General features: G+C 65.4%; 23 protein-coding genes, 1 tRNA gene and 1 pseudogene. 17 read left to right on the top strand and 8 right to left on the bottom strand.

Annotation, left to right across the window (positions count from 1 at the left end):
* The first annotated feature begins 14 nt into the window (after window positions 1–14).
* Together NDB2M1_RS10415 and NDB2M1_RS23110 are read left to right on the top strand one after the other, a co-directional pair.
* Window positions 15–569 carry a heme NO-binding domain-containing protein gene (locus NDB2M1_RS10415; RefSeq protein WP_072382039.1) on the top strand — a complete coding sequence of 185 codons (555 nt, stop codon included), beginning with the start codon at window positions 15–17 and terminating at the stop codon, window positions 567–569.
* A 1,308-nt stretch (window positions 570–1,877) separates the two neighbouring features.
* Window positions 1,878–1,997: pseudogene (locus NDB2M1_RS23110) on the top strand (response regulator); the annotation flags it as partial.
* Between the two features lie 56 nt (window positions 1,998–2,053).
* Here the strand turns inward: NDB2M1_RS23110 and NDB2M1_RS10425 are convergent.
* The 4 genes from NDB2M1_RS10425 to NDB2M1_RS10440 all read right to left on the bottom strand — a co-directional run bounded on the left by NDB2M1_RS10425 (window position 2,054) and on the right by NDB2M1_RS10440 (window position 6,507).
* Complete coding sequence (locus tag NDB2M1_RS10425) at window positions 2,054–4,378, bottom strand: GAF domain-containing protein (RefSeq protein WP_171955364.1); 2,325 nt, start codon at window positions 4,376–4,378, stop codon at window positions 2,054–2,056.
* Window positions 4,379–4,837: 459 nt separating this feature from the next.
* Window positions 4,838–5,479, bottom strand: a complete 642-nt coding sequence (locus tag NDB2M1_RS10430; RefSeq protein WP_072382046.1) for a LuxR C-terminal-related transcriptional regulator — start codon at window positions 5,477–5,479, stop codon at window positions 4,838–4,840.
* Between the two features lie 193 nt (window positions 5,480–5,672).
* Window positions 5,673–6,068, bottom strand: coding sequence for a PilZ domain-containing protein (locus NDB2M1_RS10435; RefSeq protein ID WP_143146715.1), 396 nt, complete (start codon window positions 6,066–6,068; stop codon window positions 5,673–5,675).
* Between the two features lie 362 nt (window positions 6,069–6,430).
* A tRNA-Arg gene (locus NDB2M1_RS10440) sits at window positions 6,431–6,507 on the bottom strand.
* 75 nt (window positions 6,508–6,582) lie between these two features.
* On the opposite strand from NDB2M1_RS10440, the gene NDB2M1_RS10445 reads away from it, so the two are divergent.
* Both NDB2M1_RS10445 and NDB2M1_RS10450 read left to right on the top strand, forming a co-directional pair.
* Window positions 6,583–7,371: a queuosine precursor transporter gene (locus tag NDB2M1_RS10445; RefSeq protein ID WP_072382051.1), complete on the top strand. Its 789-nt coding sequence runs from the start codon at window positions 6,583–6,585 to the stop codon at window positions 7,369–7,371.
* On the top strand, window positions 7,371–7,769 hold the full coding sequence (locus NDB2M1_RS10450) for a DUF1761 family protein (RefSeq protein ID WP_072382054.1): 399 nt from the start codon (window positions 7,371–7,373) through the stop codon (window positions 7,767–7,769). The genes NDB2M1_RS10445 and NDB2M1_RS10450 overlap by 1 nt, the downstream gene beginning before the upstream one ends.
* A gap of 59 nt (window positions 7,770–7,828) precedes the next feature.
* Here the strand turns inward: NDB2M1_RS10450 and NDB2M1_RS10455 are convergent, their stop codons facing one another.
* On the bottom strand, window positions 7,829–8,050 hold the full coding sequence (locus NDB2M1_RS10455; RefSeq protein WP_054120938.1) for a PspC domain-containing protein: 222 nt from the start codon (window positions 8,048–8,050) through the stop codon (window positions 7,829–7,831).
* Window positions 8,047–8,193, bottom strand: a complete 147-nt coding sequence (locus NDB2M1_RS22610) for a hypothetical protein (RefSeq protein ID WP_171955365.1) — start codon at window positions 8,191–8,193, stop codon at window positions 8,047–8,049. The genes NDB2M1_RS10455 and NDB2M1_RS22610 overlap by 4 nt, the downstream gene beginning before the upstream one ends.
* Window positions 8,194–8,528: 335 nt before the next feature.
* Between NDB2M1_RS22610 and rimP the strand changes: the two genes are divergently transcribed.
* The 6 genes from rimP (at window position 8,529) to rbfA (ending at window position 15,250) form a co-directional block, all read left to right on the top strand.
* Window positions 8,529–9,089 (top strand): ribosome maturation protein RimP, encoded by a 561-nt coding sequence (gene rimP, locus NDB2M1_RS10460; RefSeq protein ID WP_054120939.1) that lies wholly within the window; start codon window positions 8,529–8,531, stop codon window positions 9,087–9,089.
* A gap of 3 nt (window positions 9,090–9,092) precedes the next feature.
* A complete protein-coding gene (nusA, locus tag NDB2M1_RS10465) occupies window positions 9,093–10,733 on the top strand; it encodes a transcription termination factor NusA (RefSeq protein ID WP_054120940.1) in 1,641 nt (546 codons plus the stop codon).
* A complete protein-coding gene (locus NDB2M1_RS10470) occupies window positions 10,714–11,466 on the top strand; it encodes a DUF448 domain-containing protein (RefSeq protein WP_072382056.1) in 753 nt (250 codons plus the stop codon). Before nusA ends, NDB2M1_RS10470 begins: the two co-directional genes overlap by 20 nt.
* Before the next feature lie 5 nt (window positions 11,467–11,471).
* On the top strand, window positions 11,472–14,057 hold the full coding sequence (infB, locus tag NDB2M1_RS10475; RefSeq protein WP_171955366.1) for a translation initiation factor IF-2: 2,586 nt from the start codon (window positions 11,472–11,474) through the stop codon (window positions 14,055–14,057).
* 243 nt (window positions 14,058–14,300) lie between these two features.
* Window positions 14,301–14,837, top strand: coding sequence for a DUF1697 domain-containing protein (locus tag NDB2M1_RS10480; RefSeq protein ID WP_072382060.1), 537 nt, complete (start codon window positions 14,301–14,303; stop codon window positions 14,835–14,837).
* A 17-nt stretch (window positions 14,838–14,854) separates the two neighbouring features.
* Window positions 14,855–15,250, top strand: coding sequence for a 30S ribosome-binding factor RbfA (gene rbfA / locus NDB2M1_RS10485; RefSeq protein ID WP_072382062.1), 396 nt, complete (start codon window positions 14,855–14,857; stop codon window positions 15,248–15,250).
* On the opposite strand, the gene NDB2M1_RS10490 is transcribed toward rbfA, so the two are convergent.
* On the bottom strand, window positions 15,247–15,840 hold the full coding sequence (locus tag NDB2M1_RS10490; RefSeq protein WP_083554787.1) for a YceI family protein: 594 nt from the start codon (window positions 15,838–15,840) through the stop codon (window positions 15,247–15,249). The genes rbfA and NDB2M1_RS10490 overlap by 4 nt on opposite strands.
* 138 nt (window positions 15,841–15,978) lie before the next feature.
* Here NDB2M1_RS10490 and NDB2M1_RS10495 point away from each other — a divergent pair, with 138 nt between their 5' ends.
* From NDB2M1_RS10495 to NDB2M1_RS10525, 7 genes are all read left to right on the top strand, one after another.
* The gene (locus NDB2M1_RS10495; protein WP_072382064.1) at window positions 15,979–16,530 is read left to right on the top strand and encodes a GNAT family N-acetyltransferase; all 552 of its coding nucleotides are present in this window, start codon (window positions 15,979–15,981) and stop codon (window positions 16,528–16,530) included.
* Window positions 16,530–17,228, top strand: a complete 699-nt coding sequence (locus NDB2M1_RS10500) for a site-2 protease family protein (protein WP_054120947.1) — start codon at window positions 16,530–16,532, stop codon at window positions 17,226–17,228. Before NDB2M1_RS10495 ends, NDB2M1_RS10500 begins: the two co-directional genes overlap by 1 nt.
* Entirely contained in the window at window positions 17,225–18,124 is a 900-nt protein-coding gene (truB, locus tag NDB2M1_RS10505) for a tRNA pseudouridine(55) synthase TruB (RefSeq protein ID WP_072382066.1), read from the top strand. Before NDB2M1_RS10500 ends, truB begins: the two co-directional genes overlap by 4 nt.
* Before the next feature lie 5 nt (window positions 18,125–18,129).
* Complete coding sequence (gene rpsO, locus NDB2M1_RS10510) at window positions 18,130–18,399, top strand: 30S ribosomal protein S15 (RefSeq protein WP_054120949.1); 270 nt, start codon at window positions 18,130–18,132, stop codon at window positions 18,397–18,399.
* A 171-nt stretch (window positions 18,400–18,570) separates the two neighbouring features.
* Window positions 18,571–20,880, top strand: a complete 2,310-nt coding sequence (pnp, locus tag NDB2M1_RS10515) for a polyribonucleotide nucleotidyltransferase (protein WP_072382068.1) — start codon at window positions 18,571–18,573, stop codon at window positions 20,878–20,880.
* Window positions 20,881–20,997: 117 nt separating this feature from the next.
* On the top strand, window positions 20,998–23,133 hold the full coding sequence (locus NDB2M1_RS10520; protein ID WP_072382070.1) for a PA5441 family protein: 2,136 nt from the start codon (window positions 20,998–21,000) through the stop codon (window positions 23,131–23,133).
* Window positions 23,130–23,873, top strand: a complete 744-nt coding sequence (locus NDB2M1_RS10525; protein WP_253185844.1) for a DUF3142 domain-containing protein — start codon at window positions 23,130–23,132, stop codon at window positions 23,871–23,873. Before NDB2M1_RS10520 ends, NDB2M1_RS10525 begins: the two co-directional genes overlap by 4 nt.
* Here the strand turns inward: NDB2M1_RS10525 and NDB2M1_RS10530 are convergent.
* Window positions 23,830–25,017, bottom strand: a complete 1,188-nt coding sequence (locus NDB2M1_RS10530) for a GGDEF domain-containing protein (protein ID WP_253185845.1) — start codon at window positions 25,015–25,017, stop codon at window positions 23,830–23,832. The genes NDB2M1_RS10525 and NDB2M1_RS10530 overlap by 44 nt on opposite strands.
* Between the last annotated feature and the right edge of the window lie 12 nt (window positions 25,018–25,029).

Raw genomic sequence — 25,029 nt, forward strand, 5'->3', positions numbered from 1 at the left:
ACGGAGCGCCCCTCATGTACGGAATGGCACACCGCGCGCTGCGGCAGATGATGCTGGATCGACTGGGTCCCTCGGCCTGGGCCAAGATCGAGCGCGAGACCAACACGGGGCCCGCCGACCTTATCAGCCTGTGCGTCTACGATGATTCCAAGACGATCGCGCTGATTTCCGCCTCGGCGGCGCATCTCGGCATGGCCGTGGAGGACGCGCTGCGCGTGTTCGGGCGCTATTGGGTGCGTTTTGCGGAACTCAGCTCGTTCGGTCCGATCATGGACTTCACCGGGCAGGACCTCGTCACCTTCATCAACAACCTCGACCGGATGCACCGTTCGGTCGTGCTGGCGATGCCCGATGCGCGGGTGCCTTCGTTCGAGCTGCTCAGCGAGACGCGCCAGCGGCTGCTGGTGCGCTACCGCTCGGATCGAAGCGGGCTCGAGATGTTCGTGATCGGGCTGCTCGAAGGCGTGATGGACCGGATGGGCGAGACGGGTACGGTCGACGTGGCCGCGCGCTTCGAGAACGGGCCGGGGACAGTGATCGATTTTGCCATCCTGCTCGACAGGACCTGAGCGGCGATGAAGCCCGCCGTCACCATTCGCGAATCGCAGCTTGGGGCGCTGTTCCGCGCCTATATCAAGGTCGATGCGGCGCTCGTGGTGCGATCTGCCGGGCCGTTCTTCCTCAGCCGCGAGACGGAAGTTGTGCCCGGCGCACGGCTGGCCGAGCTGTTTTCGCTGCGACATGACCGGCTGGACGAGCAGGCGGTGCGGATGGAGACCGCGATTCCGGCCATGGCGGACACGCCCGAGCGGCTGGAATTGTTCTGCAAAAGCAAGAACATCCGCCTCGCGGGCATCGTCTTCTCGACCGAGGATGGCGGCTTCCTGCTGGCGCTCAACATTGTGCCCGAGGACTTCATCATCGAGGGCCAGGGGCTCCACATCTCGGACTTTTCGCAGATCGATGCCTCCGTTCCCGCGCTGACGCTGATCGGCATGCAGCGCGCGCTGCTGGCCGAGGCGCGGCAGGCGGCGATCGATCTTGCCAATGCGCAATCGGAAGCGCTTGAGCTGCTGGATCGCACGCAGAGGCTGGGGCGCTACATCGTCCATGATCTGACCAACTATCTCTCGATCATCCGGCTCAACGTGGCCAATCTGGCGCAGTCTGGCGGGAACGCCGAGACGAGCCGCGCGGCGATCGAGGCGGCGACGCGGCATGTGAGCGACCTCGTGCTCTCGCTCGAGCGGCTGACCGGGCATCGCGACGTGGAAGCGACGCCGATCTCGGTCGATCAGACCATCCGCTCGAACCTCGCGTTCCTGTCTGCCGCGCTGCCGAGCGACTTTACGCTCGATTTCATCGGCGGCGCGGCGCAGGCGGCGGTACGGGTCGGGCGGACCGAGCTGGTGACGATGCTGACCAACGTGATCGTCCACGCGCGCGGGGCGATGCCGGATGGCGGCTCGATCACGATTTCCAGCTATCGGACCAGCGAGCCGCCCGAGCGCCATGCCGCAGCGGCCGCGCAGGATTGGGCGGTGATCAAGGTGATCCACGACGGTCCGGCGATCGATGATGAAACCGTTCGGCTCATGCTCGATCCGCAGACGCTGACCCCGCCGGAGGGCACCGACTTTCCGCTTCGTTCGGTGCGGACCTGGGCGCGCTCGGCGGGGGGGGACGCACGGATCACGGCGCTCCCTGCGGGAACCGACATCTGCATCCATTTGCCGATCAGCGGCGACGCAGACGAGCTGGAGCTTGCCCCGGCGGCTGGACCGGGGACCGCGTTGCCCCGAATGTCTCGGAGCGCCCGGGTGCTGGTCGTCGAGGATGAAGTCCATGCGCTCGACGCGGTGGTCGAGATTCTGCGCATGGAAGGCTATGCGGTGACACCGGCGCTGAATGCGGCGCAGGCGGTCGAGGCGCTGGCGGAGGCCGACTTCGACATATTGCTGACCGATGTGGTGATGCCCGAACGCAGCGGCGTGGAACTCGCTCACGAGGTGGAGGCGCGGCATCCGCGCATCGGGATCATCCTGATGAGCGGTTACCTGCCCGATGAAAGTCTGCTGCAGCCGCACTGGCCCATGCTGCGCAAGCCGCTTGATCTCGGTCTGCTGTCACAGACGCTCGCCTCGACCCATGCAAGGCTTGAAGGCACCGCGTTCAAGGCAGCTCTCGTCTCGGCCTGCCGGGTCTCGAGCTGGCCGATCAGCGTATCGACCGAGAAGGGCTTTTCCAGCAGCGGCCAGACGAGATCGGATTCGGCATGGCGCGCGGCATTGCCGGACATCACGATCACGCGCATGTCCGGGTTGGCCAGTGTGGCCTGACGGGCAAGCACGGTGCCGTCCTCGCCATTGTCGAGCAGCAGGTCGCAGATCAGCACATCGAACTTCTGCCGGGCCAGGGCGTCCAGCGCATCGCGCGAGGTGGTGAAGCCGGTCGGTTTGTGACCTGCGAGGCTGAGCGTCTCTAGCATGCCGCTGAGCAGATCGGGCTCGTTGTCGACGATCAGCACGCGCAGGCTGACGGGCTTCGGGGGCGGGAGCGCGACCAGACGGCGGGTGGCGCTATCGAGCGCGCCGGTGCTCGCAGGGAGCACGATCTGGACGGTGGTGCCCTCAGGGCTGCTGCTGAGCACGCGCGCTGTGCCGCCGTGGTGGACGGCGAAACGCAGCACTGCCGAGAGGCCAAGCCCCGTGCCCTTGTTGGGACCCTTGGTCGAGAAAAACGGCTCGAAGGCGTGTTCGCGCACGTCTTCGGTCATGCCCGAACCGGTATCGGCCACTTCGACGACGACGAGCGGCGTGCTGCGCAGGCTGGCGGGCAGGCCTTCGCGGCTGGGGCAGCCTTCGGGCGTAGCGCTGAGGAACGTGCGCAAGGTCAGCACGCCATGTTCGCCCATCGCATCGCGCGCATTGATGGCGAGGTTGACCAGCGCGTTGTTGAAGCCCGCGGGATCGATCTCGACCAGCAGCGGGTTGTCCCACAGCTGGACCTGCACGTCGATCCCGGGGCCGACGGCGGCGCGGATGAGCGCGACGAGGCGCAAGGTCAGGCTGTTGGCGTCGGCGACTTCAGGGATGCCGCGCGGGTGGCGGGCAATACCGAGCAGCGAACGGGTGATATCGACACCGCGCAGCGCGGCCTGGGCGATGAGCGAAAAGCGGTCGCGCGCGGCCTCGCTCTCGGCCTCGCGTCCGCCGATTTCGGCGTGGGTCGCGATGATGCCGAGGATGTTGTTGAAGTCGTGCGAAAGCTCGCCCGAGATCTGGCCGATAAGCTCCATCTTGCCGCTGTTGACGAGCCCGGCCTTGGCTTCGATCATGACGAGGCCCTGTGCGAGGCTGACACTCATTTCCTCGAGAATGCGCAGCTCGTCCTCGGCAAAGGCGCCCGGCTCGTCGGAATAGAGCGTAAGCGTGCCGAACGCACGGCCTTCATTGAGCAGCGGGAAGGCGGCAATCGCCTGGAAGCCCTGCCGGAGTGCTGCCTCCCGCCACGGCGCCAGTTCGGGGTCTTCGGCGACCGACTGGCAGACGGAGACCTTGCCGTCGCGCATCGCCCTTGCGGTGGGACCTTGGCCGAGCACCGGATCGTCGGGGCGGATATCGAGCGCGGTGATATAGTCCGTATGCGAGGCGGCGTGGGCGGTGACCCTGATTTTGGCCACCGGGCCCATCTCGCGCAGGCCGATCCAGGCGGCGGCATAGCCATCGCCTTCGATCAGGCTCTGGCAGACCAGCTTGTGGAGCTCCGAGCGTGACTGCGCCCGCGAAATGGCGGCGTTGACAAGCGCCAGCGCGCGCAGGGCCCGGCGATTGCGGATCATGCCGGCATGGGTGCGGCGTTCCTCGGTAACGTCGGTGGCAAACCCGATCCAGTACCCGGCGCGCTTGCCCTTCACCTCATGGGGATGAAACTTCACATGCATGATGCGCTCGTCGCCCGAGGCGGTCTTCATGCGAAATTCGGTGCGGAATGTTTCGAGCCCGGCCTGCCCGGCACGGATTTCGCGGCGCACGCGCTGGCGGTCTTCGGCATGAACGGCATCGAGCCGCGACTCGGCCGCCTGGAACAGCGTGAGCGCCTCGTGGCCCCAGACCTGCTCGTAGGTGCCGGTGACAAAGGCGGTTTCGCCCGAAGGGTAGCGCTCGATCCAGATGATCTGATCGATGGCATTGGCGGCAATCCGCGCGACGTCGAGTTGACCGAGCAGTTCCGCGCGGACAACGAGGAGATGGACGACAGCCCAGACAATCGCGACGAAAATCAAGGTGGTCACGGCAAGGGCGGGGAATGCGACGACCGCATGCAGTTCGGCGATCACCAGCACGGCGGCGACTGCTGCTGCTACTGGTGCCCACATCCGCGCTTTGCTGCGCAAGTCCGCCATTGTCCCCATGCCCCTTTTGCCGCAGCGACGACCGGCACTTGTTCTTGTGGACCGGAGCTTCCGGTTCGAGGTGCCTTGCCCCCCGGCAGGACGCCCCCTTCCATCACAGTACGCGTGTCAGGATTGCGACGCAAACCTCTGATAAGTGTTAACGGAACTTGGAGTATAGCGCCGGAACGGGCTGGGAACTCGCCCGTCCCGGCGCATAGGTCGAAACCTGGCCGATCTCCGCTCGCAACGGATGTGATCATGGCGGGCATCCTCTGGCAAAGGGTGAAGCCCGCTGGCAGGTCGATGACGGAGGTCTCTCGCCCGGGCATCTGATGCCCGGGCGCCTCTTCTGTTCTTGGCGCGCAAGACTTGGGGACGTTGCGCGCAATCCCTCGGCAGATGAAATCTGTGCGACCCGAAGGGAGTTAACGGTTCCCGCTGTCAGGCGTAGGCCGGGCTCATCGCGAATTCGGCGTTGGCCGGCTGGAACTCGCCCGAGCTGAGCGCGATCACGATCGCCTGGGCGGTGTTGCGGACATTGAGCTTGGACAGCACGTTTCGGCGATGGATGTCGACCGTGCGCGGGCTGATCGCCAGCTTGGCGGCGATGCGTTCGGTGGTGCAGCCGTTGATCACGTCGTTCAGTACCTGGCGCTCGCGCGAGGTGAGCATGGCGACCCTTTCCTTGGCGCGGCCACCCATGACCTTGGCCGGCTGGTTGCGGCGCAGATCGTCTTCGGCGCGGTGGATGGCGCGGTCGAGCAGGCTCGGCTCCGACGGCCAAACCACGAAATCGGATGCGCCTTCGCGGATCGCGGCAACCGCCTTTTCAAAGCCGGCGTTGCACGAAAACTCGACCTTGGCCGAAACCGGGGCGCGCTCGGTGCGATACTTGTCGATCTGCGCGCGGCAGGCAGACTCGTGCCGAATCATGAATACGACGGCGCGATCGATCTTGGCAGGAAGCTCCTCGACATCGTTGAACACCACGCTGCGAATGCCCAGCGAGCTCAGATTGTGCGAGATCTCGGCGCGCAGATGAACACTGTCTTCAACGACGTAAACAACTGTTCTATCGTTCATTTTTCCCGACCCGTGCAGAAGTTCGTTAGTGGAGCTTGCCTAGTTGGGATTTGCCCGTGCCGCCATCGATAACGGTGCCATTGCGGCAGCGAGTTTGGTTAAATTCGTACCACCGAAACCAAAGCTGCCATTTTGGTTTTAACTTGGGATCGCCCGAAGGCCGGGCATCTACAGCAGGAACAGCTGGTTAGTTTCAGATGCGACGAAGTGCGGCAAGGTCAGGCCGGCGATCGCTGACACGGTGCTTGGACTTGACCTCCCAGCTCGCGTTGCGCTCAGCAAGATCACGTAGCCGCTGCAGCGTGTCCATCATGATCTCGAGATTGATCGATTCGTCGAATTCAACGCCGAACACCTGATCGTTGACCCAGCGCACGGTGGCGGTGACGGTGCGGTTGTCGGGCAGCAGAATCTCGGCGAATTCGCCGCGGATAGGCGGCAGGCCCTTGCAGGTGCCGCACAGTCCGCGCGCGGAAATGTTGCGGATGACGATTTCGAACGAGGCGAGGCGCTCGGTCTGCATGTAGCCGCGCAAAAGGCGGCGTTCGCGCGGCTCTCGCGGGTGTTGGGGCAGGCTTTCTTGCTTCACGGCTCGCTCCATGGGACTCTTGTGCAAACTGTTGACTGTAGCTGGCGATCGGCTTGGACAGCGCGAGGATTGTTTATTATCCCGATATACCCGTAGTCAGCCGAGTATCGAGGCAGAGACAGTCTGCTTATTCTCGGGTTGGACACGGCAGCTCTGGCAATTGCGATCGGGCAGGGCCCACCGCATGACTGGCGCTGTTGTTAGGACAATTCAGGTGATTACAGCAGTGCTGCATCTTCATGGCATTCCCCCATTGATCAGGAGAATCTACGTGGCAGGTGTTAACGCGCGTTTGGAACCCGGGTAACCAAATAGACCGAGTTCATGCAAAAAAGGGCAGGACCGTCGGGGAAGGGGGAGGTTGGCGCGCCCTGCAGGATTCGAACCTGCGGCCACCGGCTTAGAAGGCTGGTGCTCTATCCAGCTGAGCTAAGGGCGCGCACGACGTGTTGCTCTGACCGTGCCTCATAAGGCCGCTTTGCCTGCCGTGCAAACCGCGTTAGCAACATGGTCCATGAACCAGCACCGCTTAGCCCGCATCGAAGGCAGCGCCGGCGCGCGCCGCCATTTCCGCTTCTTCGACTACCTGATGGCGGCATTCGTCGCGATCCTGCTGCTGTCCAATCTGATCGGGGCGGCCAAGCTGACGACGGTGTGGGGCTATACCTTCGGCGCGGGCATCCTGTTTTTTCCGGTGTCCTATGTGCTGGGCGACGTGCTGACCGAAGTCTACGGCTACGCCCACGCACGGCGCTGTGTGTGGGTGGGCTTCTTTGCCCTGCTGTTCATGGCGTTCATGAGCTACGTCGTGGTCGCGATGCCGCCGTCGGACGGCTGGGGCTGCGCGTCGAGCGGCGATCCGCGCTTTGCCGAAGTGGTGGCGAAGACCTCGGCCGGCGCGGTTTGCCAGACGACCTATGATTCGGTTTTCGGCAGCACCTGGCGCATCGTGATCGCCTCGGTTGTGGCGTTCTGGGCGGGCGAGTTCGTCAATTCCTTCGTGCTGGCGCGGATGAAGGTCTGGACCGGGGGCAAGTATCTGTTCACGCGCACCTGGGGCTCGACGATCTTCGGTCAGGCCGTGGACAGCGCGCTGTTCTATCCGATCGCCTTCCTGGGCACCTGGGCAACCACCGACGTGCTCCATGTGATGTGGACCAACTGGGCGCTCAAGGTCATCTGGGAGATCGTGCTGACGCCGGTGACCTATGCGGTTGTCGGCTTCCTCAAGGAGAAGGAGGGCGTCGACGTGTTCGACACCGACATCGACTTCTCGCCCTTTGCAACAACCGACGACGCCTGATGATCTACATCGTCCTCAATGGCGGTGCCATTCTGGCGGCGACCATGGTGGGGTTGCTGCTGGGGATGATCTGGCAGGTGCTGGTGGATCGTGGACGGACCGGCGGACCGGGCGTTGCGGGAACCCTCTTGCTCGCGTTTGTGGCCGAAGCATGGCTTTGCGCGATTCTGGCCGGAGCGCTGATCCTCGCGCCGCCCAAAGGCAGCGTCTGGACAATGACGATCGGCAGCGCATTTGTGATCTGGCTGGGCTTCGTGGTGCCGAGCCTTGCCGCGTCCTACCGCATGCGGTCCTTGCCCGTGCGTTCGGCGCTGGTCGATAGCGTTTACTGGCTGGTGGTGATGCTGGCGCAGGCGGTGGTGTTGCGCCTCATCGGGCTGGTGCCGCCGCCAGTTTAAACGACCATGGCCCTCCCCGGGGTGCGGGAAGGGCCATGTGGGGGGCAGGGCAGGCGGGCTCAATCGGCGATCAGGCCGATGGCGAGGTAGATCAGGATCAGCGAGCCGAAGCCGACCAGCGTGCCGACGACCCAGGCAACGCGCACCAGCGTGACATCGAGACCGAAGTAATCGGCGATCCCGGCGCTGACGCCCATGATCTTGCCGCGCTGCTTGTTGAGACGGAAGCCCCGAGGGGCCGGCGATTGGACCCCATGGTCCTCGAAGCGCAGGTCGCTCATGCTGCGTACACCGAGCTGACGGTGGCGGTGTGGAGCGGGCTCTGCACCGGGCTGGTGACCGCGGCGCCGACCATGGCGAAGGTGAGGGCGATCGCGGCGACTGCGCTGAAGATCGGGGCTGTGAAGTTGCGGATGGTGGTCATGTCGTGGTTCCCTTCTTTGGTTCGAGTGTGGCGCCGTCCAGTTCGTCCGGCGTATGCCAAGGTCTTTGCATAGCGCGTGCCAAATGCTCGAAATGGCGGAATTCTGCGGTTTGGCGTTCTTGATCTAGTTGGTTTCGCCTAATCACTTGCCAAAGAGTGGGAAATTTCACCGACTTTCGGGAGCGAATGGTCGGGCAATCTTGGTGCTTGCCTTTTCTGGCTCGTCAGCCTAGGGGCGATGCATCCCGACATTGTGAAGGCAAAGTCTGGGCTGGCGCCAAACGGGGCCGGCACCAAACCCGCTGCCTTTGCTGCGTTGGCCCCATGGAGCACGCATGAACGATATCGCACGGATTACCGAGATCGCCGGAGAAGAGGCTGCCAGCCTCGGCTTCGATCTCGTGCGCGTGCGCTATTTCAAGGGCGGCGAGATCGGGGACGAAGAGCACACGCTCCAGATCATGGCCGAGCGGCCCGAGACCGGGCAGCTGGTGATCGAGGATTGCGCCGCGCTGTCGCATCGCATTTCGGACCGGATCGATGCGCTGGAAGAGGCAGGCGAGGTGCTGATCGAGGATGCCTATCGGCTCGAGGTCAGCTCACCGGGGATCGACCGCCCGCTGACCCGCGCGAAGGACTTCGCCGCGTGGACCGGGCACGAAGCGCGGATCGAGCTTGCCGAACTGCAGGACGGGCGCAAGCGCTTCCGGGGTGATCTTGTCGGCTTCGATGCCGATGCAGAGATGATTTCGATCAACGACGACGGCGTGGTATATGCCGTACCATTCAGCCTCGTCGCCAATGCCAAGCTTATCCTGACCGATAAGCTGATTGCCGCTTCCCGGCCGCTGGATGTCAGCGGCGTGGACGACCTAGTTGAGGAACAGGAAGACTAAGCCATGGCCAGTGCGATTTCCGCCAACCGCGCCGAGCTGCTCGCGATTGCGAACTCCGTCGCGACCGAGAAGATGATCGACAAGTCCATCGTCATCGAGGCGATGGAAGAAGCGATCCAGAAGTCCGCGCGCAACCGCTATGGCGCCGAGAACGACATCCGCGCCAAGCTCGATCCGCGCACCGGCGACCTGCGCCTGTGGCGCGTCGTCGAGGTGGTCGAGCATGTCGAGGACTACTTCAAGCAGGTCGATCTCAAGGCCGCGGAAAAGCTGCAGCCGGGCGCCAAGATCGGCGACTTCCTGGTCGATCCGCTGCCGCCTGTCGATCTCGGCCGCATCGACGCGCAGTCGGCCAAGCAGGTGATCTTCCAGAAGGTCCGCGATGCCGAGCGTGACCGCCAGTACGAAGAATTCAAGGACCGCGCGGGCGAAGTGATCACCGGCGTGATCAAGTCGGTCGAATTCGGCCACGTGATCGTCAACCTCGGCCGCGCCGAGGGCGTGATCCGCCGCGACCAGCAGATCCCGCGCGAAGTGCCGCGCGTCGGCGAGCGCGTGCGGGCCTGGATCATGAAGGTGGAGCGCCAGAACCGCGGTCCGCAGATCTTCCTGAGCCGCGCACATCCCGAGTTCATGAAGAAGCTGTTCGCGCAGGAAGTGCCCGAGATCTACGACGGCATCATCGAAATCAAGGCCGCTGCCCGCGATCCGGGTTCGCGCGCCAAGATCGGCGTGATCAGCCGCGACAGCAGCATCGACCCGGTCGGCGCCTGCGTCGGCATGAAGGGCAGCCGCGTGCAGGCCGTCGTGCAGGAACTGCAGGGCGAGAAGATCGACATCATCCCGTGGAGCGAGGACACCGCGACCTTCGTGGTGAACGCGCTCCAGCCCGCAACCGTCAGCCGCGTGGTGATCGACGAGGAAGAAAGCCGCATCGAAGTCGTCGTGCCCGATGACCAGCTGTCGCTCGCCATCGGTCGCCGCGGCCAGAACGTGCGCCTTGCTTCGTCGCTGACGGGTTCGGCGATCGATATCATGACCGAGGCGGAAGCATCGGAGAAGCGCCAGAAGGAATTCGCCGAGCGCTCGAAGATGTTCGAAGAAGAGCTCGACGTGGACGAGACGCTTTCGCAGCTGCTCGTGGCCGAAGGCTTCAGCGAGCTGGAAGAAGTTGCCTACATCGACATCGCCGAACTGGCGGCCATCGAAGGTTTCGACGAGGAGCTGGGCCAGGAGCTGCAGAGCCGCGCCGTTGAAGCGCTGGAACGCCGCGAGGAAGCGCAGCGCGAGGAGCGCCGCGCGCTGGGCGTCGAGGACGACCTTGCCGAACTGCCGCACCTCACCGAGGCCATGCTGGTCACGCTTGGCAAGGCGGGCATCAAGACGCTCGACGATCTGGCCGACCTCGCCACCGACGAGCTCATCGCCAAGAAGCGCGGAGGCGAGCAGCGACGCCGCGGCAACAACAATGAAACCCGCCGCGACCGCGAGCGCAGCGAGCGCGCCGAGGACAAGGGCGGCGTGCTGGGCGAATATGGCCTGAGCGAAGAGCAGGGCAACGAGATCATCATGGCTGCGCGTGCGCACTGGTTCGAGGACGAGCCAGCAGCTGAGGAGGCCGCCCATGCGGAATCCTCACAATGAAGCGCTAAGCTCCGACATCTCTGGCGCCAAGCCGGCCGGGACTTCCGCAAAGGAGGCCCAGCCGGAGCGCAAATGCGTGCTGACCGGGCGCCACGACGCGCGCGGTGAGCTCGTGCGGCTGGCGCTTTCGCCCACCGGCGATGTGCTTCCCGATGCCCTGGCGCGCGCGCCGGGGCGGGGGGCGTGGATCGGTGTGAGCGAGGACGAGCTGGCGGCTGCTGTCGCGGGCGGCAAGCTGCGCGGCGCGCTGGCGCGGGCCTTCAAGGGCGCGCCGCTGACCATTCCGGCAGACCTTGCGGAAAAGACGCGCGCTGCGCTGACGCGCGCCTTGTTGGACCGGCTCGGCATCGAACTGCGCGCGGGCAACATGGTGCTTGGCACGGAAAAGATCGCGCAGGCTGCACGGGCCGGAGCGGTGACGTGGCTTGCCCATGCCAGCGACGCCGGAACCGATGGCCCGAACAAGCTTGCCCAGGCCTGGCGCGTGGGCGAGGAAGCGGAAGGCAGCGGTCTCAAGGGTGTCATCTTGCCGCTGGACCGCGCGGCGCTGTCTGTGGCATTGGGCCGCGACAACGTGGTTCATCTGGCGCTGATCGATGCCGCCGCGGCCGAACGAGTCGCGGTGCCGCTGCAGCGCCTGCTCCATTTTCTCGGGTCTGAGCATGATCGTGCTGGGGACTTGACCGCCGCTGCTCCGGCAGCGCGCGATACTGTTGATACGAAGGGTGTGTGAATTCGATGAGCGATGACAAGAAGCCGACGCTCGGCCGCAGGCCGCTGGGCCTCAAGACTTCGGTCGAGGCGGGCGAGGTCAAGCAGACCTTCAGCCACGGGCGGACCAACAAGGTCGTCGTCGAGGTCAAGCGGCGCAAGCTGATGCCGCGCACACCGGGTGAGGGCGCACCTGCTGCGCCCGAAGCGGCTCCGGTCGCAGCCGCGCCGGTCGCGCCTGCGCCGCAGCCGGTCCGCGCGCCCGCGCCGCCCCCGCCGCCGCCCGCCGCTTCGCGCGAGACGCGTCAGGAAATGCAGACCCGTCTTCTGCGTGAAGCCGAAGAGGCCCGTCTGCAGGCGCTTGAAGCCGCCAACCGCCGCGAGCAGGAAGAACGCTTGCGCGCCGCCGAGGAAGCACGCCGCGCTGCTGACGCGCGCAAGGCTGGTGAGGCCGCCGAAGCGGCTGAGCCCGTCGAAGCACCGGCTCCCGCGCCTGCTCCGGTCGAGGCACCTGCTGCCGAAGCGCCGGCCCCGGTTGAAGCGCCGGTGGCTGCTGCTCCTGCCGCGCCTGCCGAAGTCGAGGCGCCTGCTGCTGCTGCCGAAACAGTAGCACCGGCGCCGCGCCGGTTTACTCCGGTCGTTGCGCCCAAGCGGCCCGAACCGCCGGCCAAGAAGCCCGCGCACGCCCCGCGCGACAAGGGTGCGGGCGACCGCCGTCAGGCCGGCAAGCTTACCGTCACCCGCGCGCTCAACGAGGACGAAGGCGCCCGCGCCCGCAGCCTCGCCGCGCTCAAGCGCGCCCGCGAGAAGGAGCGCCGTGCGCACTTCGCCGGGCAGTCGCAGCCGCGCGAGAAGCAGGTGCGCGATGTCGTGGTGCCCGAGGCGATCACGGTGCAGGATCTCGCCAACCGCATGGCCGAAAAGGCGGCGGACCTGGTGAAGGCGCTGTTCAAGATGGGCATGATGGTCACCATCAACCAGACCATCGACCAGGACACCGCCGAACTGCTCGTCACCGAATTCGGCCACAATATCAAGCGCGTGTCCGAATCGGATGTCGACATCGACACTGCGGCGGACGTCGATGAAGAAACCTCGCTGCAGCCGCGTCCGCCGGTGGTCACGATCATGGGCCACGTCGACCACGGCAAGACCAGCCTGCTCGACGCGCTGCGCGGCACCGACGTGGTGCGCGGCGAGGCCGGCGGCATCACGCAGCATATCGGCGCCTACCAGATCAAGACGAAGAGCGGTGACCACATCACCTTCCTCGATACGCCGGGCCACGAAGCCTTCACCGAAATGCGCCAGCGCGGCGCCAACGTGACAGACATCGTCATTCTGGTGGTTGCGGCGGATGACGGGTTGATGCCGCAGACGATCGAGGCGATCAACCACACCAAGGCGGCCGGCGTGCCGATGATCGTGGCGATCACCAAGGCCGACAAGCACGAGGCCAACCCGCAGAAGATCCGCGAGCGTCTGCTCGAACACGAAATCGTGGTCGAGGAAATGTCGGGCGACGTGCAGGATGTCGAGGTTTCGGCCAAGACCGGGCAGGGCATGGACGAGCTGATCGAGAAGATCCTGCTCCAGGCCGAACTGCTCGAACTGCGCGCCAACCCGGACCGTGCGGCGGAAGCCACCGTGATCGAGGCCAAGCTCGACAAGGGCAAGGGTCCGCTCGCGACCGTGCTGGTCAATCGCGGCACGCTCAAGGTGGGTGACATCCTCGTGGTCGGCACCCAGTCGGGCCGCGTCCGCGCGATGCACGATGACAAGGGCCGCCAGATCAAGGAAGCGCCTCCGTCGTTGCCGGTCGAAGTGCTTGGCCTCGGCGGTGTGCCGATGGCGGGCGATACGCTGACGGTCGTGGAGAACGAGGCGCGTGCCCGCGAGGTCGCCGCCTACCGCCAGGAGCGCGCAACCGCCAAGCGCACCGCGCAGGCGCCGACGAGCCTCGAGAACATGTTCTCGGCGCTCGCCGCGAAGCAGACTGTCATCGAATACCCGGTGGTGGTGAAGGCCGATGTGCAGGGTTCGACCGAGGCGATCGTCAATGCGCTCAACCGCATTTCGACCGACGAGATCAAGGTCCGCATCCTCGCTTCGGGCGTGGGCGCGATCACCGAAAGCGACGTCAACCTCGCGCAGGCGAGCGGCGCGCCGATCATCGGCTTCAACGTCCGCCCGAACGCCAAGGCACGCGAGCTGGTCGAGCGCTTCAAGGTGCGCATGAAGTACTTCGACGTGATCTACCAGCTGACGGACGACATCCGCCTCGAAATGGCCGGCCAGCTCGGGCCGGAGCGGATCGAGACCGTGGTCGGCCGTGCCGAGGTCAAGGAAGTGTTCCCCGCCGGCAAGCGCGACAAGGCCGCCGGTCTGCTCGTGGTCGAAGGCTTCATCCGCAAGGGCATCAATGCGCGCCTTACCCGCAACGATGTCATCATCTCGCAGACGCTCATCCACTCGCTGCGCCGCTTCAAGGACGACGTTCCGGAAGTGCGTGCGGGCCTCGAGTGCGGTGTGGTGCTGGCCGATACGAACGACGTGAAGCCGGGCGATCAGCTTGAAGTCTTCGAGGTCGAGGAGCGCGTGCGCACGCTGTGAGGGTTCCCCTCCCGCTTGCGGGGGGGGCTAGGGGTGGGCACGTGGCCGCAAGGCCGCGTCGGTCCATGCCGCGGCGTCGCAAACCCACCCCCAACCCCTCCCGCAAGCGGGAGGGGGGAGACTGAGTCATGGCGTACCGTGAAAGCACAATCACCAAGGCCTTGGCGGCTTGGCTGATTTTGATTGGGCTCGGCTTCATGGCCGCAGTTCCGGTTTTCATTTGGCTTGTCGCTCGGAACTGAAATGCCCCGCTACGTCGCCCTGCTTGGCTCAATCAATGTCGGTGGCAACCGCCTCTCGATGGCGGAGCTGCGCGAGGCGTTCGAGCGCGAGGGGCTCGAGCAGGTCGAGACGGTGATCGCCAGCGGCAATGTGCTGTTCGAGCATGAGGAGCGCCCGACCGAGGGCCTTGCCGAAATGCTCGAATGGATCGTCATGGACCGCTTCGGCTTCCGCTCGATGGTGGCAGTGCTGAGCGCGGACGAGCTGCGCCAGGCCATCGAAGGCAATCCCTTTGCTGCCGATGGCGATGAAGCCAAGGTCCATACGCTGTTCCTTGATGGCGAGGTCGATCAGGCGCAGTTTCGCGTGCTGGTGGAGGATCACGAGGGGCGCGGGCGCGAAAGGCTCGCGATCGGGCCGCGCAGTCTCTATATCGATTACGTAGACGGTGTCGGGACAAGCCGGCTGACGGGCGCGTTCCTCGAACGCCGGCTCGGACGGCGCGGGACGGCACGAAACATGCGCTCGCTCGCCCGCATTCTGGCGAAGATGGGCTGAAGGATAGACGTACGACGATGGCCAAGCAGCCTGCATCCCCGGAAACGCGCTCGGTCCGCCTGCTCAAGGTGGGCGAGCAAGTGCGGCACATCCTTTCGGAACTGCTGATGCGGCAGGAAGTGCATGACGACGTGCTCACCGCGCACAGCGTCTCGGTGACCGAAGTGCGCATGTCGCCCGATCTTCGCCACGCGACGGCCTATATCAAGCCGCTGCTGGGGGCGAACGAGGAAGCGGTGCTCAAGGCACTGCGCACCAATACAGCCTATTTCCAGAAGGAAGTGGCCCAGCGGCTGCGGCTGAAGTACGCCGCCAAGGTCAAGTTCCTGGCGGACGAGAGCTTCGATGTGGCGGGTCATATCGACAAGCTGCTCGCCGATCCGCGCGTGGCGCGGGACATCGCGCCGGACTAGTTCGGCACCATCCGGGCGCGGATGGTGACCTTGACCATCGAACCGATGATGAAGGGATAGGCCGTCATCCCGAACTGGCGCCGGTCGATCACCCCGGTGCCGACGATCGAGATCGGCTGCGTGCCGCCGGTGGAGTAGGGCGGAACCGAGAAGGTGACCGCCAGCTTGATCGGCCGGGTGACGCCGCGCGCGGTGATCCGGCCTTCCACATCGGCGGTCTTGTCGCCGGTCATCTTGATGCGCTGCCCGACGAATCGCACGGTGGGGTAATGCGCGACGTCGAAAAAGTTCTTGCCTTTCAGCGTCTTGGCTTGCGAATCCCCGGTCGTGAGCGTGCGCGCGTCGATATCGACGACCATGTCGAGCGCCTCGAGATCGGCGAACGAGAGATTGAACGTGCCGGACATGTCCGGAAAGCTCGCCGTCTTCGAGGCGATCCCGAAGAACGCGACTTTGGCATCGACGCGGCTGGCGGCCTTGTCGACGACGTAGCGCAAGTCGCCGGCCATTGCCGCCATTGGTGACAGGAATAGCGCGAGGGACGCAAAGGCGGCGAGCAGGCGGGTCAGCGCGGAGAGCATGCCGGTCATTCTTGTGGACCTTGTATGAATGGACCGTGACGGACAGGAATTCGGCACAGGCGCTTGGCTTTCCCGGTGCAATGCCTATGTCACCGTGAGCATGACAAGCCTCCCTTTCCGCCACGTCGCCCTTGGCCGCCGCGCACGATGAGCATCGATGCGCTCTATGTTCCGCTTGAGGACGGCAATCTGCGTATCGAGCCGCTGCGCGAGGAGCACCGCGAGGCGCTGCGCAGTGCCTGTGCCCAAGACAGCGAGATCTGGGCGATCTATCCGTTCTGCTATGTCGGCGAGCATTTCGATCCGCAGTTTGACAGCCTGCTGGCAGGCCCACCTGGGCGCTGCGTCTATGTCGTCCTGCAGGATGGCGTGGTGGTCGGCATGACCGCGTGGATCGGGTTCGGCGATCCGGGCTGGTCGATCGAGATCGGCAACAGCTTCATCGTGCCGTCGCTGCGCAGCACCGGCTTCAACGGGCAATTGAAGCGGCTGATGATCGACCATGTGTTTGCTTGCGGGCTGGAGCGCGTGGTGTTCAAGGTAGACGTGATCAACACTCGCAGCCGTGCTGCCGTGCGCAAGCTGGGTGCGGTCGAGGAAGGGATCATGCGGCGCGAGCGCAAGACGTGGAACGGGCGCGTGCGCGATACCGCGATCTACGGTTTGCTGCGCGAGGACTGGCAGGCGACCCGCGCGTGATGAGCACACCCTATCTGATCGCCACGCTGGTGGTGCCGATGGTGTTCGCCATCGTGCTGCACGAGATCGCGCATGGCTGGGCGGCGCGGATGCTGGGGGATCCGACCGCCTATGAGCGCGGGCGGCTGAGCCTCAATCCGTTGAAGCATGTCGATCCGATGGGCACGCTGATCCTGCCTGGCACGCTCAAGCTGCTTGGCCTGCCGGTGTTCGGCTGGGCCAAGCCGGTGCCGGTGAGCTATGCCCGGCTGCGTAACCCCAAGCGCGACATGGCGTTCGTCGCGGCGGCGGGGCCGCTGACGAATTTCGTGCTGGCGGCGCTGTCTGCTGTCGCGTTCGGGCTGCTGCTGCGTGGGGTCGATCCGCAGGGGACGCCGGGCTGGGGCACGCTTTTCGTCGCGGACAACCTCAAGAACTTCATCGCGATCAACGTGTTCCTCGGCACATTCAACCTGCTGCCGCTGCCGCCGTTCGATGGTTCGCGCATCGTGCGCGGGCTTTCTCCGGCCGCTGGGGTGCGGCTGCTCGACCGGATCGAACCGGTGGGCATTCCGCTGTTCATGATCGTGTTCATCGTGCTGCCCTGGGCCTTTCCGGGGCTGCACATCGTCGACCGGCTGGTCGGCCCGCCGATGGAATGGATGCTCTCGCAGTTCGAGCACATCATCGTGCTGGTGGCGGGACCTGAACTCGATTGACCAGCGGTTGGATCATTCTGGACAAGCCACACGGCCTCGGTTCGACGCAGGCCGTGGCGGCAGTGAAGCGCAACTTGCGGCAGGCGGGTTACGGCAAGGTCAAGGTTGGCCATGGCGGCACGCTCGATCCGCTGGCGACGGGCATTCTTCCCATCGCGGTGGGGGAGGCAACCAAGCTTGCGGGGCGGATGCTTGATGCCAGCAAGGAATATGCGTTCACCGTGCGATTCGGTGAGGAGACAGATACGCTCGATCTGGAAGGCAAAGTCATCGCGACAAGCGATGTGCGGCCTGCGCCGGAAGCAGTCACCGCCATTCTGACGTGCTTTACCGGCCCGATCGAGCAAGTGCCGCCAGCCTATTCGGCGATCCTCATCGATGGCGAGCGGGCCTATGACCGGGCCCGCGCGGGCGAAGCGGTCGAGATGAAGAGCCGTTCGGTGACGGTCCATTCGCTCACCGCCGGGCACGTCGGCGAAAGCGAGATTACCCTGATCGCCCATGTTTCCAAGGGCACCTATATCCGCAGCCTCGCAAGGGACATTGCATATGCCCTCGGCACGGTCGGCCATGTCACCATGCTGCGCCGCCTGCGCGCGGGTCCGTTCGGCCTCGCTCAGGCGATTTCGCTGGACAAATTGAACGATGTGGGTAAGGGCGCACCCCTTGAACATATCCTCTTGCCGCTGGAGGCAGGGCTGGTCGACATCCCGGCTCTTGACCTCACGCCCGAGCAGGCAAGGGCGGTCCGCCAGGGCCGCGTTCTTGACGGGCTGCCCCATAACGACGGGCTTTACTGGGTGCGCTCCGGTACTGTTCCGGTCGCCTTGGTTCAGCTTTCAGGCATGAGCCTGACCGTTGTACGGGGTTTCAATCTTCCCGATGTCGCGGAGTAAGTACAATGTCGGTTACCGCTGAAAAGAAGCAGGCCATCATCGCGGACAACGCCCGCGCGGCCAATGACACGGGTTCGCCGGAAGTGCAGGTCGCCATCCTGACCAGCCGCATCCAGACCCTGACCGAGCACTTCAAGGCTCACCACAAGGACAACCATTCGCGCCGCGGGCTGCTGATGATGGTCAACAAGCGGCGCTCGCTGCTCGACTATCTGAAGAAGAAGGATGTGGAGCGCTACAATGCCCTCATCCAGAAGCTCGGTCTGCGCAAGTAACCAAGCAGGAAGCGGCCCCAAGGCGGGCCGCTTTTTGCATGTGGCGACTGTCCGGCAATCCGGCCGGCGGACGCATCCCATGGGGCCAGACCAGCGCCCCGCACCGGACCGGGACGGCACACCCGGCAGCAAACCCCGCGCGCAATAGGGCGGCGGGCTGAAGGAAAACACATGTTCGACGTCAAAACCGTATCGCTGGAGTGGGGCGGGAAGACCCTCACTCTGGAAACCGGCCGCATTGCCCGTCAGGCTGACGGCGCGGTCCTCGCCACGTATGGCGAAACTGTCGTGCTTTGCGCGGTGACTGCCGCCAAGTCGGTGAAGGAAGGCCAGGACTTCTTCCCGCTGACCGTGCACTACCAGGAAAAGTTCTCGGCCGCCGGGCGCATCCCGGGCGGCTTCTTCAAGCGCGAACGCGGCGCGACGGAAAAGGAAACGCTGGTTTCCCGCCTGATCGACCGTCCGGTCCGCCCGCTGTTCCCCGAAGGCTTCTACAACGAAATCAACGTCATCGCCCAGGTGATGAGCTATGACGGCGAGACCGAGCCCGATATCGTCGCGATGATCGCCGCTTCGGCTGCGCTGACCATTTCGGGCGTGCCGTTCATGGGCCCGATCGGCGCCGCGCGCGTCGGCTTCAAGGATGGCGAGTACCAGCTCAACCCGTCGATGGCGCAGGTTGCCGAAGGCCGCCTCGATCTCGTCGTCGCCGCGACCGACCAGGCCGTGATGATGGTGGAATCGGAAGCCAAGGAACTGACCGAGGACGAGATGCTCGGCGCGGTAATGTTCGCGCACGATGAATGCCGCAAGGTTGTCGGCGCGATCATCGCGCTGGCCGAGAAGGCCGCGAAGGATCCTTGGGAAATTGACCTTTCGGACAACACCGCCGACATCAAGAAGAAGCTCAAGGACATCGTCGGCGCCGACGTTGCCGCCGCCTACAAGCTGACCGACAAGTCGGCGCGTTCGAACGCGCTGAACGAGGCCCGCGCCAAGGCGAAGGCTGCGTTCGCGGACGAGACCCCGCAGACCCAGATGGTTGCGATCAAGACCATGAAGAAGGTCGAGGCGGACATCGTGCGCGGCGCCATCCTCAAGGACGGCACGCGCATCGACGGCCGCTCGGTCACGCAGGTCCGCCCGATCGAATCGATGGTCGGCTTCCTGCCGCGCACCCACGGTTCGGCGCTGTTCACGCGCGGTGAGACGCAGACGATCTGCACCACCACGCTGGGCACCAAGGATGCCGAGCAGATGATCGACGGGCTCGACGGCCTCTCGTATCAGCGCTTCATGCTGCACTACAACTTCCCGCCGTACTCGGTTGGCGAAGTTGGCCGTTTCGGTGCGCCGGGCCGCCGCGAAGTCGGCCACGGCAAGCTGGCATGGCGCGCGCTGCACCCGGTGCTGCCGAGCAAGGAAGACTTCCCCTACACGATCCGCGTTCTCTCGGACGTGACCGAATCGAACGGCTCATCGTCGATGGCCACCGTCTGCGGTGGCTGCCTTTCGATGATGGATGCGGGCGTTCCGATCGAGCGTCCGGTTTCGGGCATCGCGATGGGCCTTATCCTTGAAGGCAAGGACTTTGCGGTCCTTTCGGATATTCTGGGCGACGAGGACCACCTCGGCGACATGGACTTCAAGGTTGCGGGCACCAGCGCCGGCATCACCACGATGCAGATGGACATCAAGGTAGCCGGGATCACGAAGGAAATCTTCGAGGTCGCGCTCAAGCAGGCCAGCGAAGGCCGTGCGCATATCTTGGGTGAGATGACCAAGGCGCTGGGTTCTGCCCGCAGCGAGCTTTCGGCGCATGCTCCGCGCATCGAGACGATCCAGATCGACAAGTCGAAGATCCGCGAAGTGATCGGCACCGGCGGCAAGGTGATCCGCGAGATCGTCGCCGAGACCGGCGCCAAGGTGGATATCGACGACGAGGGCGTGATCAAGATCAGCTCCTCGGACATCAACCAGATCGAGGCGGCGAAGAAGTGGATCCTCGGCATCGTGGAAGAGGCCGAAGTCGGCAAGATCTATGATGGCAAGGTCGTGAACATCGTCGATTTCGGCGCGTTCGTGAACTTCATGGGCGGGAAGGACGGCCTCGTCCACGTCTCCGAGATGCGCAACGAGCGGGTCGAGAAGCCCACCGATGTGGTCAAGGAAGGCCAGGCCGTGAAGGTCAAGGTTCTCGAGATCGATCCGCGCGGCAAGGTTCGCCTTTCCATGCGCGTTGTCGATCAGGAGACCGGCGCCGAGCTCGAAGATACCCGTCCGCCCCGCGAACCGCGCGAGCCGCGTGGTGATCGCGGCGATCGCGGTGGTGACCGCCGCGGCCCCGGTGGCCGTGATCGCGGTCCGCGCCGTGATGGCGGCGGCGGTCGCGACGGCGGCCGTGATCGTGATCGCGGCCCGCGTGGCGGCGGCGAAGGCGGCGGCGATCACATGCCGGCGTTCCTCAAGTCTGACGACTGATCGTCCGGCTTCAGGCCAAACCGAACGAGGGGCTCGCAGCTGGCTGCGGGCCCTTTTTTCTTGCCTCGGCGCGGGCGGCGGGAGAGCATTGGCCGGACTGGATTCGGGAGAGAGACGATGCGGCTGCGGCTCACCAAGGGCGCAATTCTGGCGGGGCTGCTGGCCTCATCGGGCGCGGCGCTGGCCTGTGCGGATGTCGGCTGCGATCCCAACTGGTCGCTGTTCGGCGGGGCGCAGGTCTGCCACAATCGCGTAGTGATCGCGCCGGGGAATGACAGCCGGGTGAACCTGCTGGCGCTGTTGCGGGATTCTGCGGGGTTGGGCCTGACCGGCGCAGTGACGGGCGGGGGTGATTATCCCAAGCCGGAGTACGACGAGGAGGGCTTTGGCCACACGTTCCTCGATTGGGGCATGGTGACGCGTACCTGGGTGCCGGAGCTCGATCCCAACGCGGCGGCCGCGGCGGAGGTGATAAGCGGCCCTTGCGACTGGTTTCGTAGCGGGGCGCCGGACTTTGCGGCGGCTCTCGGCGCCAATCGCGCGCTGCCGGCGGCGGAGCGCAGCACGCTCACCGCCGCGCGCGAGAAGATGGTCGCGCGGTGCAGCGACAGCACGCTGCCCGAAGTGCTGCCGGGGATCGCGGTGAGCAGCGCGCCGGGCAAGGCGTTCCTCGGCTACCTCGCCGCCTCGGATGCCTTTTACGCCGAACGCTATGCAGACGCCGCCAAGGCTTATGCCGCGCTGACCGGTGCGCCCGACCCGTGGGTGGCGGAGACCGCGCGCTACATGGTCGCGCGCGCGGAGCTGCGCCTGGCTCTGGCAAAGAGCATTGATCAGTATGGCTTTTTTGATGGCCTCAAGTCTGTCGACAAGGCTGCGGCCCAGCGCGGCCGGACGGCGCTCGCTGACTATCTGAAGGCCTGGCCCAAGGGCCGCTATGCCGAATCCGCGCGGGGGCTGGAGCGCCGCGCGATGTGGCTGACCGGCGATTTCGCGGCGCTCGGCGAGCGCTACGAGAGCCTGCTCGCGGCGGTGCTGACCGACGGCGAGGTGCTCGTCGGCCTGATCAACGAGGCGGACGGCAAGTACCTGTCCACCAGCGACAACCCCAACCCGCGCGGGGGAGGGCTGTTGCTGCTGGCGGCGGCGGACCTCACGGCCATGCGGGTTGCCAATCCGGATGACCGCTACGACATGGGAGGCGGGGAGAACCCGCTCGGCGCCGACGTGCTGGCGAGCCAGCAGGCAAGCTTCCTGCGTGCGCCGCAGCTCTATGCATTCCTGCAGGCCAACCACGCGTTCTATGTCGCCAAGGACTATGCGCGGGTGCTGCAGCTAATCCCGGACGATGCGAAGCGGCCCAGCTACACGCCGCTCGCGTTCAGCCGGCAGGTCCTGCGCGGGCAGGCGCTGGCGGCGAAGGGCGATCCCAATGAGGCGGGTTTCTGGCTCGAACTGCTCGGTGGGGCCAAGGCGCTGTGGCAGCGGCCGACGGTCGAGCTGGGCCTTGCAATGAACTGGGAGCGGCATGGCAGGTTGGGGGCAGTATTCGCCCCCGGGTCGCCGATCACCGACCGGATGATCCGCGATATCCTGATGACTCACTCGGCCGGTCCCGCGCTGCTGCGCCGCGTGGCGCTCGATGTCGCGAACCCGCAGGAGCAGCGCGATACGGCGCTGTTCACCTTGCTCTACAAGCAGCTCAGCCGGGGCGACTACGCCGGGTTCCGCGCCAACCAGTCGCTGGTGCGTGCCGATGCGCCAACCGACGGGCTGTGGGGCTTTGCGCCGGGTACGACGGCGCCGCTCGGCCTGTTTGCCAAGGGCAGGACGGCGCAGGCCGGGTTTGCCTGTCCGGCGCTGTTGGGGACAGTTGCCACGCTGGCGGCGAACCCGCAGGATATCCATGCGCGGCTGTGCCTCGGCGAGTTCTGGCGGCTCAACAATTTCGACGGGTTCACCACACTCGATACGACGCCGTCCAAGGGACTGCTCGGCGGGGCGGCGAACGACTTTCCCGGCCGGCCGCTGGCGCGCGGTGCGATCTACGCTGGCGTCATCGCCGATCCGCGCAGCACGCCGGGAGACCGCGCCTATGCGCTCTACCGCGCGGTCAACTGCTATGGGCCCTCGGGCTACAACAGTTGCGGCGGCGATGACGTGGACAAACCGGTGCGCAAGGGTTGGTATGATCGGCTGAAGCGCGAATTCCCGAAGAGTCCCTGGGCGCAGAAGCTGAAGTATTATTGGTGAGGCGCGGCTGGGCGGCGCTGCTGGCTGCGCTCGCGCTCGGGGCGTGTCGAGGCACCGAGGCGCCGCAGCCGGTCGATCCGGCGCGCTTTGACCGCTTCTTCCTCTGGGCCGGGGTGCCGCCGCCGCCTGCGGTCGGCAGGGCGCGCGAGCTCTACATTCTCGGCGGCGAAATCCGGCGCGGCGGAACGGCGCAGCTTGTCGATATGCGGGCGGGTGTGCCGCATGTGCGCCTCGCCAGGGTCTGGCTGACCGTCAGGGCCGAGCGGCTCGATTGGAATGCGCAGGTGTGGGATGCGTTACGCGCGATGCTGGCGCGGTGGCGGGCGGCGGGCAACCGGCTCGAAGGATTGCAGATCGATTTCGATGCGGCGACGCCGGGGCTGGACCGCTATCGCGCTTTCCTCGGGCAGGTCCGGCGCGAATTGCCGCCCGGCACGCGGCTCTCGATCACCGGCTTGCTCGACTGGAGCGCGAACGGCGATCCGGCGGAATTGGCGCGGCTTGACGGGCTGGTTGATGAAGTGGTGATCCAGACCTATCAGGGCCGCACCACGATACCCGGCTATGCCGCGTGGTTCCGCCGGATCGACACACTGCCGCTGACCCACAAGATCGCGCTGGTCGAAGGCGGCGAGTGGACTCCGCCCGCCGCGCTGGCACGGGACCGGCGCTTTGCGGGCTATGTCGTGTTCCTCCTCAGGCCGCCTTCACCAGCGGGCCCGGGTCCTCGCCGGCCTTGAGAATACGGTTGCGGCCCGATTGCTTGGCAAGATAGAGCGCCTCGTCCGCCGCCTTCAATGCCGCACTCTTTTCCGGATAGGCAAAGACATCGGCGATGCCGCCCGAAAAGGTGATCTTGCCGAACGGCGTGTCATTGGCACGGTTGATCAGTCGGCGGTCCGCGATATCTTCCCGTGCCGCATCAAGCTTCTTCCACGCCTTTTCAACGGTGTGGTTGCGCCAGATGACGGCAAACTCCTCGCCGCCGTGGCGGGCGACGAAGCAGCGCGCATCGGCGATGCGGTTGAGCGTCTCGCCGACGAACTTGAGCACGCGGTCCCCGGCGGGATGGCCGTGGGTGTCGTTCACGCGTTTGAAATGATCGATATCGACGAATGCGACGCAGAGCGTTTCCCCGGCCTCGCGCGCCTCGCGCATTTCGCGGTCCAGCATGTGATCGAAGGCTCGGCGGTTGGGCAGGCCGGTCAGGTGGTCCATGTCGGCCATCCGGCGGGTTTCCTCGAGCGAGCTTTGCAGCACTTCGGCGCGGCGTTCGCTGCAGGCGAGTTCGTTCTCGATGGCGATGCTGCGTTCCATCATCGCCCGGGTCAGTGCGGCAAGTTCGGTGATGACGACACCGGCACGACCGACGCCTTCGAGTTCATCGACATGCTGCTTGAGTGCACTGCTGTACTCGCTCGTCGCATTGCGAGCGCCGCTGGTGGTCTTGCTGAACTCGTCGAGGCTGTCCTCCAGCCGGCTCATCAGCACGGCCAGTGCTTCGCCGTTCTTGTCGTGCGTGCTTTCGCCGCGCTGCTCCTCGATCCAGCTCAGCGTGATCGGGAGGCCCTTCTCGGTGCGCTCCAGGATCAGCTGGGCGAGGCGGGGGGCTCCGCCGGTGACGCATTCGTAAGCCACCGTCAGCGTCATCGGCAGGACTTCGAGATCGTGATCGATTAGGAAATCGGCAATTTTGCTGATCATCCGCCGTTTGGCCGGAAGCCACACCTCGCGTGCGGTAAGCTCACGCGAAATCTGCGGCTCCATGCCCGGTTCATCGGCGTCTGCTTCCGCGCTCCCGCTGAACCACTGCCACCAGCGCGACTTGCGCGCGTTCTCGTCTGATGTCTGTTCGCTCATGCCGGGAAGAACGGCCGTATCCACCCGAGGTTAACC

This window comes from Novosphingobium sp. NDB2Meth1 (assembly GCF_900117425.1).
Lineage (GTDB): Bacteria > Pseudomonadota > Alphaproteobacteria > Sphingomonadales > Sphingomonadaceae > Novosphingobium.

Bases quoted from the DNA above. Each gene is read 5' to 3' on its own strand.
- NDB2M1_RS10415 (WP_072382039.1), top strand. From the start codon at position 15: ATGTACGGAATGGCACACCGCGCGCTGCGGCAGATGATGCTGGATCGA.
- NDB2M1_RS10425 (WP_171955364.1), bottom strand. From the start codon at position 4,378: ATGTGGGCACCAGTAGCAGCAGCAGTCGCCGCCGTGCTGGTGATCGCC.
- NDB2M1_RS10430 (WP_072382046.1), bottom strand. From the start codon at position 5,479: ATGAACGATAGAACAGTTGTTTACGTCGTTGAAGACAGTGTTCATCTG.
- NDB2M1_RS10445 (WP_072382051.1), top strand. From the start codon at position 6,583: ATGAACCAGCACCGCTTAGCCCGCATCGAAGGCAGCGCCGGCGCGCGC.
- NDB2M1_RS10450 (WP_072382054.1), top strand. From the start codon at position 7,371: ATGATCTACATCGTCCTCAATGGCGGTGCCATTCTGGCGGCGACCATG.
- NDB2M1_RS10455 (WP_054120938.1), bottom strand. From the start codon at position 8,050: ATGAGCGACCTGCGCTTCGAGGACCATGGGGTCCAATCGCCGGCCCCT.
- NDB2M1_RS22610 (WP_171955365.1), bottom strand. From the start codon at position 8,193: ATGACCACCATCCGCAACTTCACAGCCCCGATCTTCAGCGCAGTCGCC.
- rimP (WP_054120939.1), top strand. From the start codon at position 8,529: ATGAACGATATCGCACGGATTACCGAGATCGCCGGAGAAGAGGCTGCC.
- nusA (WP_054120940.1), top strand. From the start codon at position 9,093: ATGGCCAGTGCGATTTCCGCCAACCGCGCCGAGCTGCTCGCGATTGCG.
- NDB2M1_RS10470 (WP_072382056.1), top strand. From the start codon at position 10,714: ATGCGGAATCCTCACAATGAAGCGCTAAGCTCCGACATCTCTGGCGCC.
- infB (WP_171955366.1), top strand. From the start codon at position 11,472: ATGAGCGATGACAAGAAGCCGACGCTCGGCCGCAGGCCGCTGGGCCTC.
- NDB2M1_RS10480 (WP_072382060.1), top strand. From the start codon at position 14,301: ATGCCCCGCTACGTCGCCCTGCTTGGCTCAATCAATGTCGGTGGCAAC.
- rbfA (WP_072382062.1), top strand. From the start codon at position 14,855: ATGGCCAAGCAGCCTGCATCCCCGGAAACGCGCTCGGTCCGCCTGCTC.
- NDB2M1_RS10490 (WP_083554787.1), bottom strand. From the start codon at position 15,840: ATGACCGGCATGCTCTCCGCGCTGACCCGCCTGCTCGCCGCCTTTGCG.
- NDB2M1_RS10495 (WP_072382064.1), top strand. From the start codon at position 15,979: ATGAGCATCGATGCGCTCTATGTTCCGCTTGAGGACGGCAATCTGCGT.
- NDB2M1_RS10500 (WP_054120947.1), top strand. From the start codon at position 16,530: ATGAGCACACCCTATCTGATCGCCACGCTGGTGGTGCCGATGGTGTTC.
- rpsO (WP_054120949.1), top strand. From the start codon at position 18,130: ATGTCGGTTACCGCTGAAAAGAAGCAGGCCATCATCGCGGACAACGCC.
- pnp (WP_072382068.1), top strand. From the start codon at position 18,571: ATGTTCGACGTCAAAACCGTATCGCTGGAGTGGGGCGGGAAGACCCTC.
- NDB2M1_RS10520 (WP_072382070.1), top strand. From the start codon at position 20,998: ATGCGGCTGCGGCTCACCAAGGGCGCAATTCTGGCGGGGCTGCTGGCC.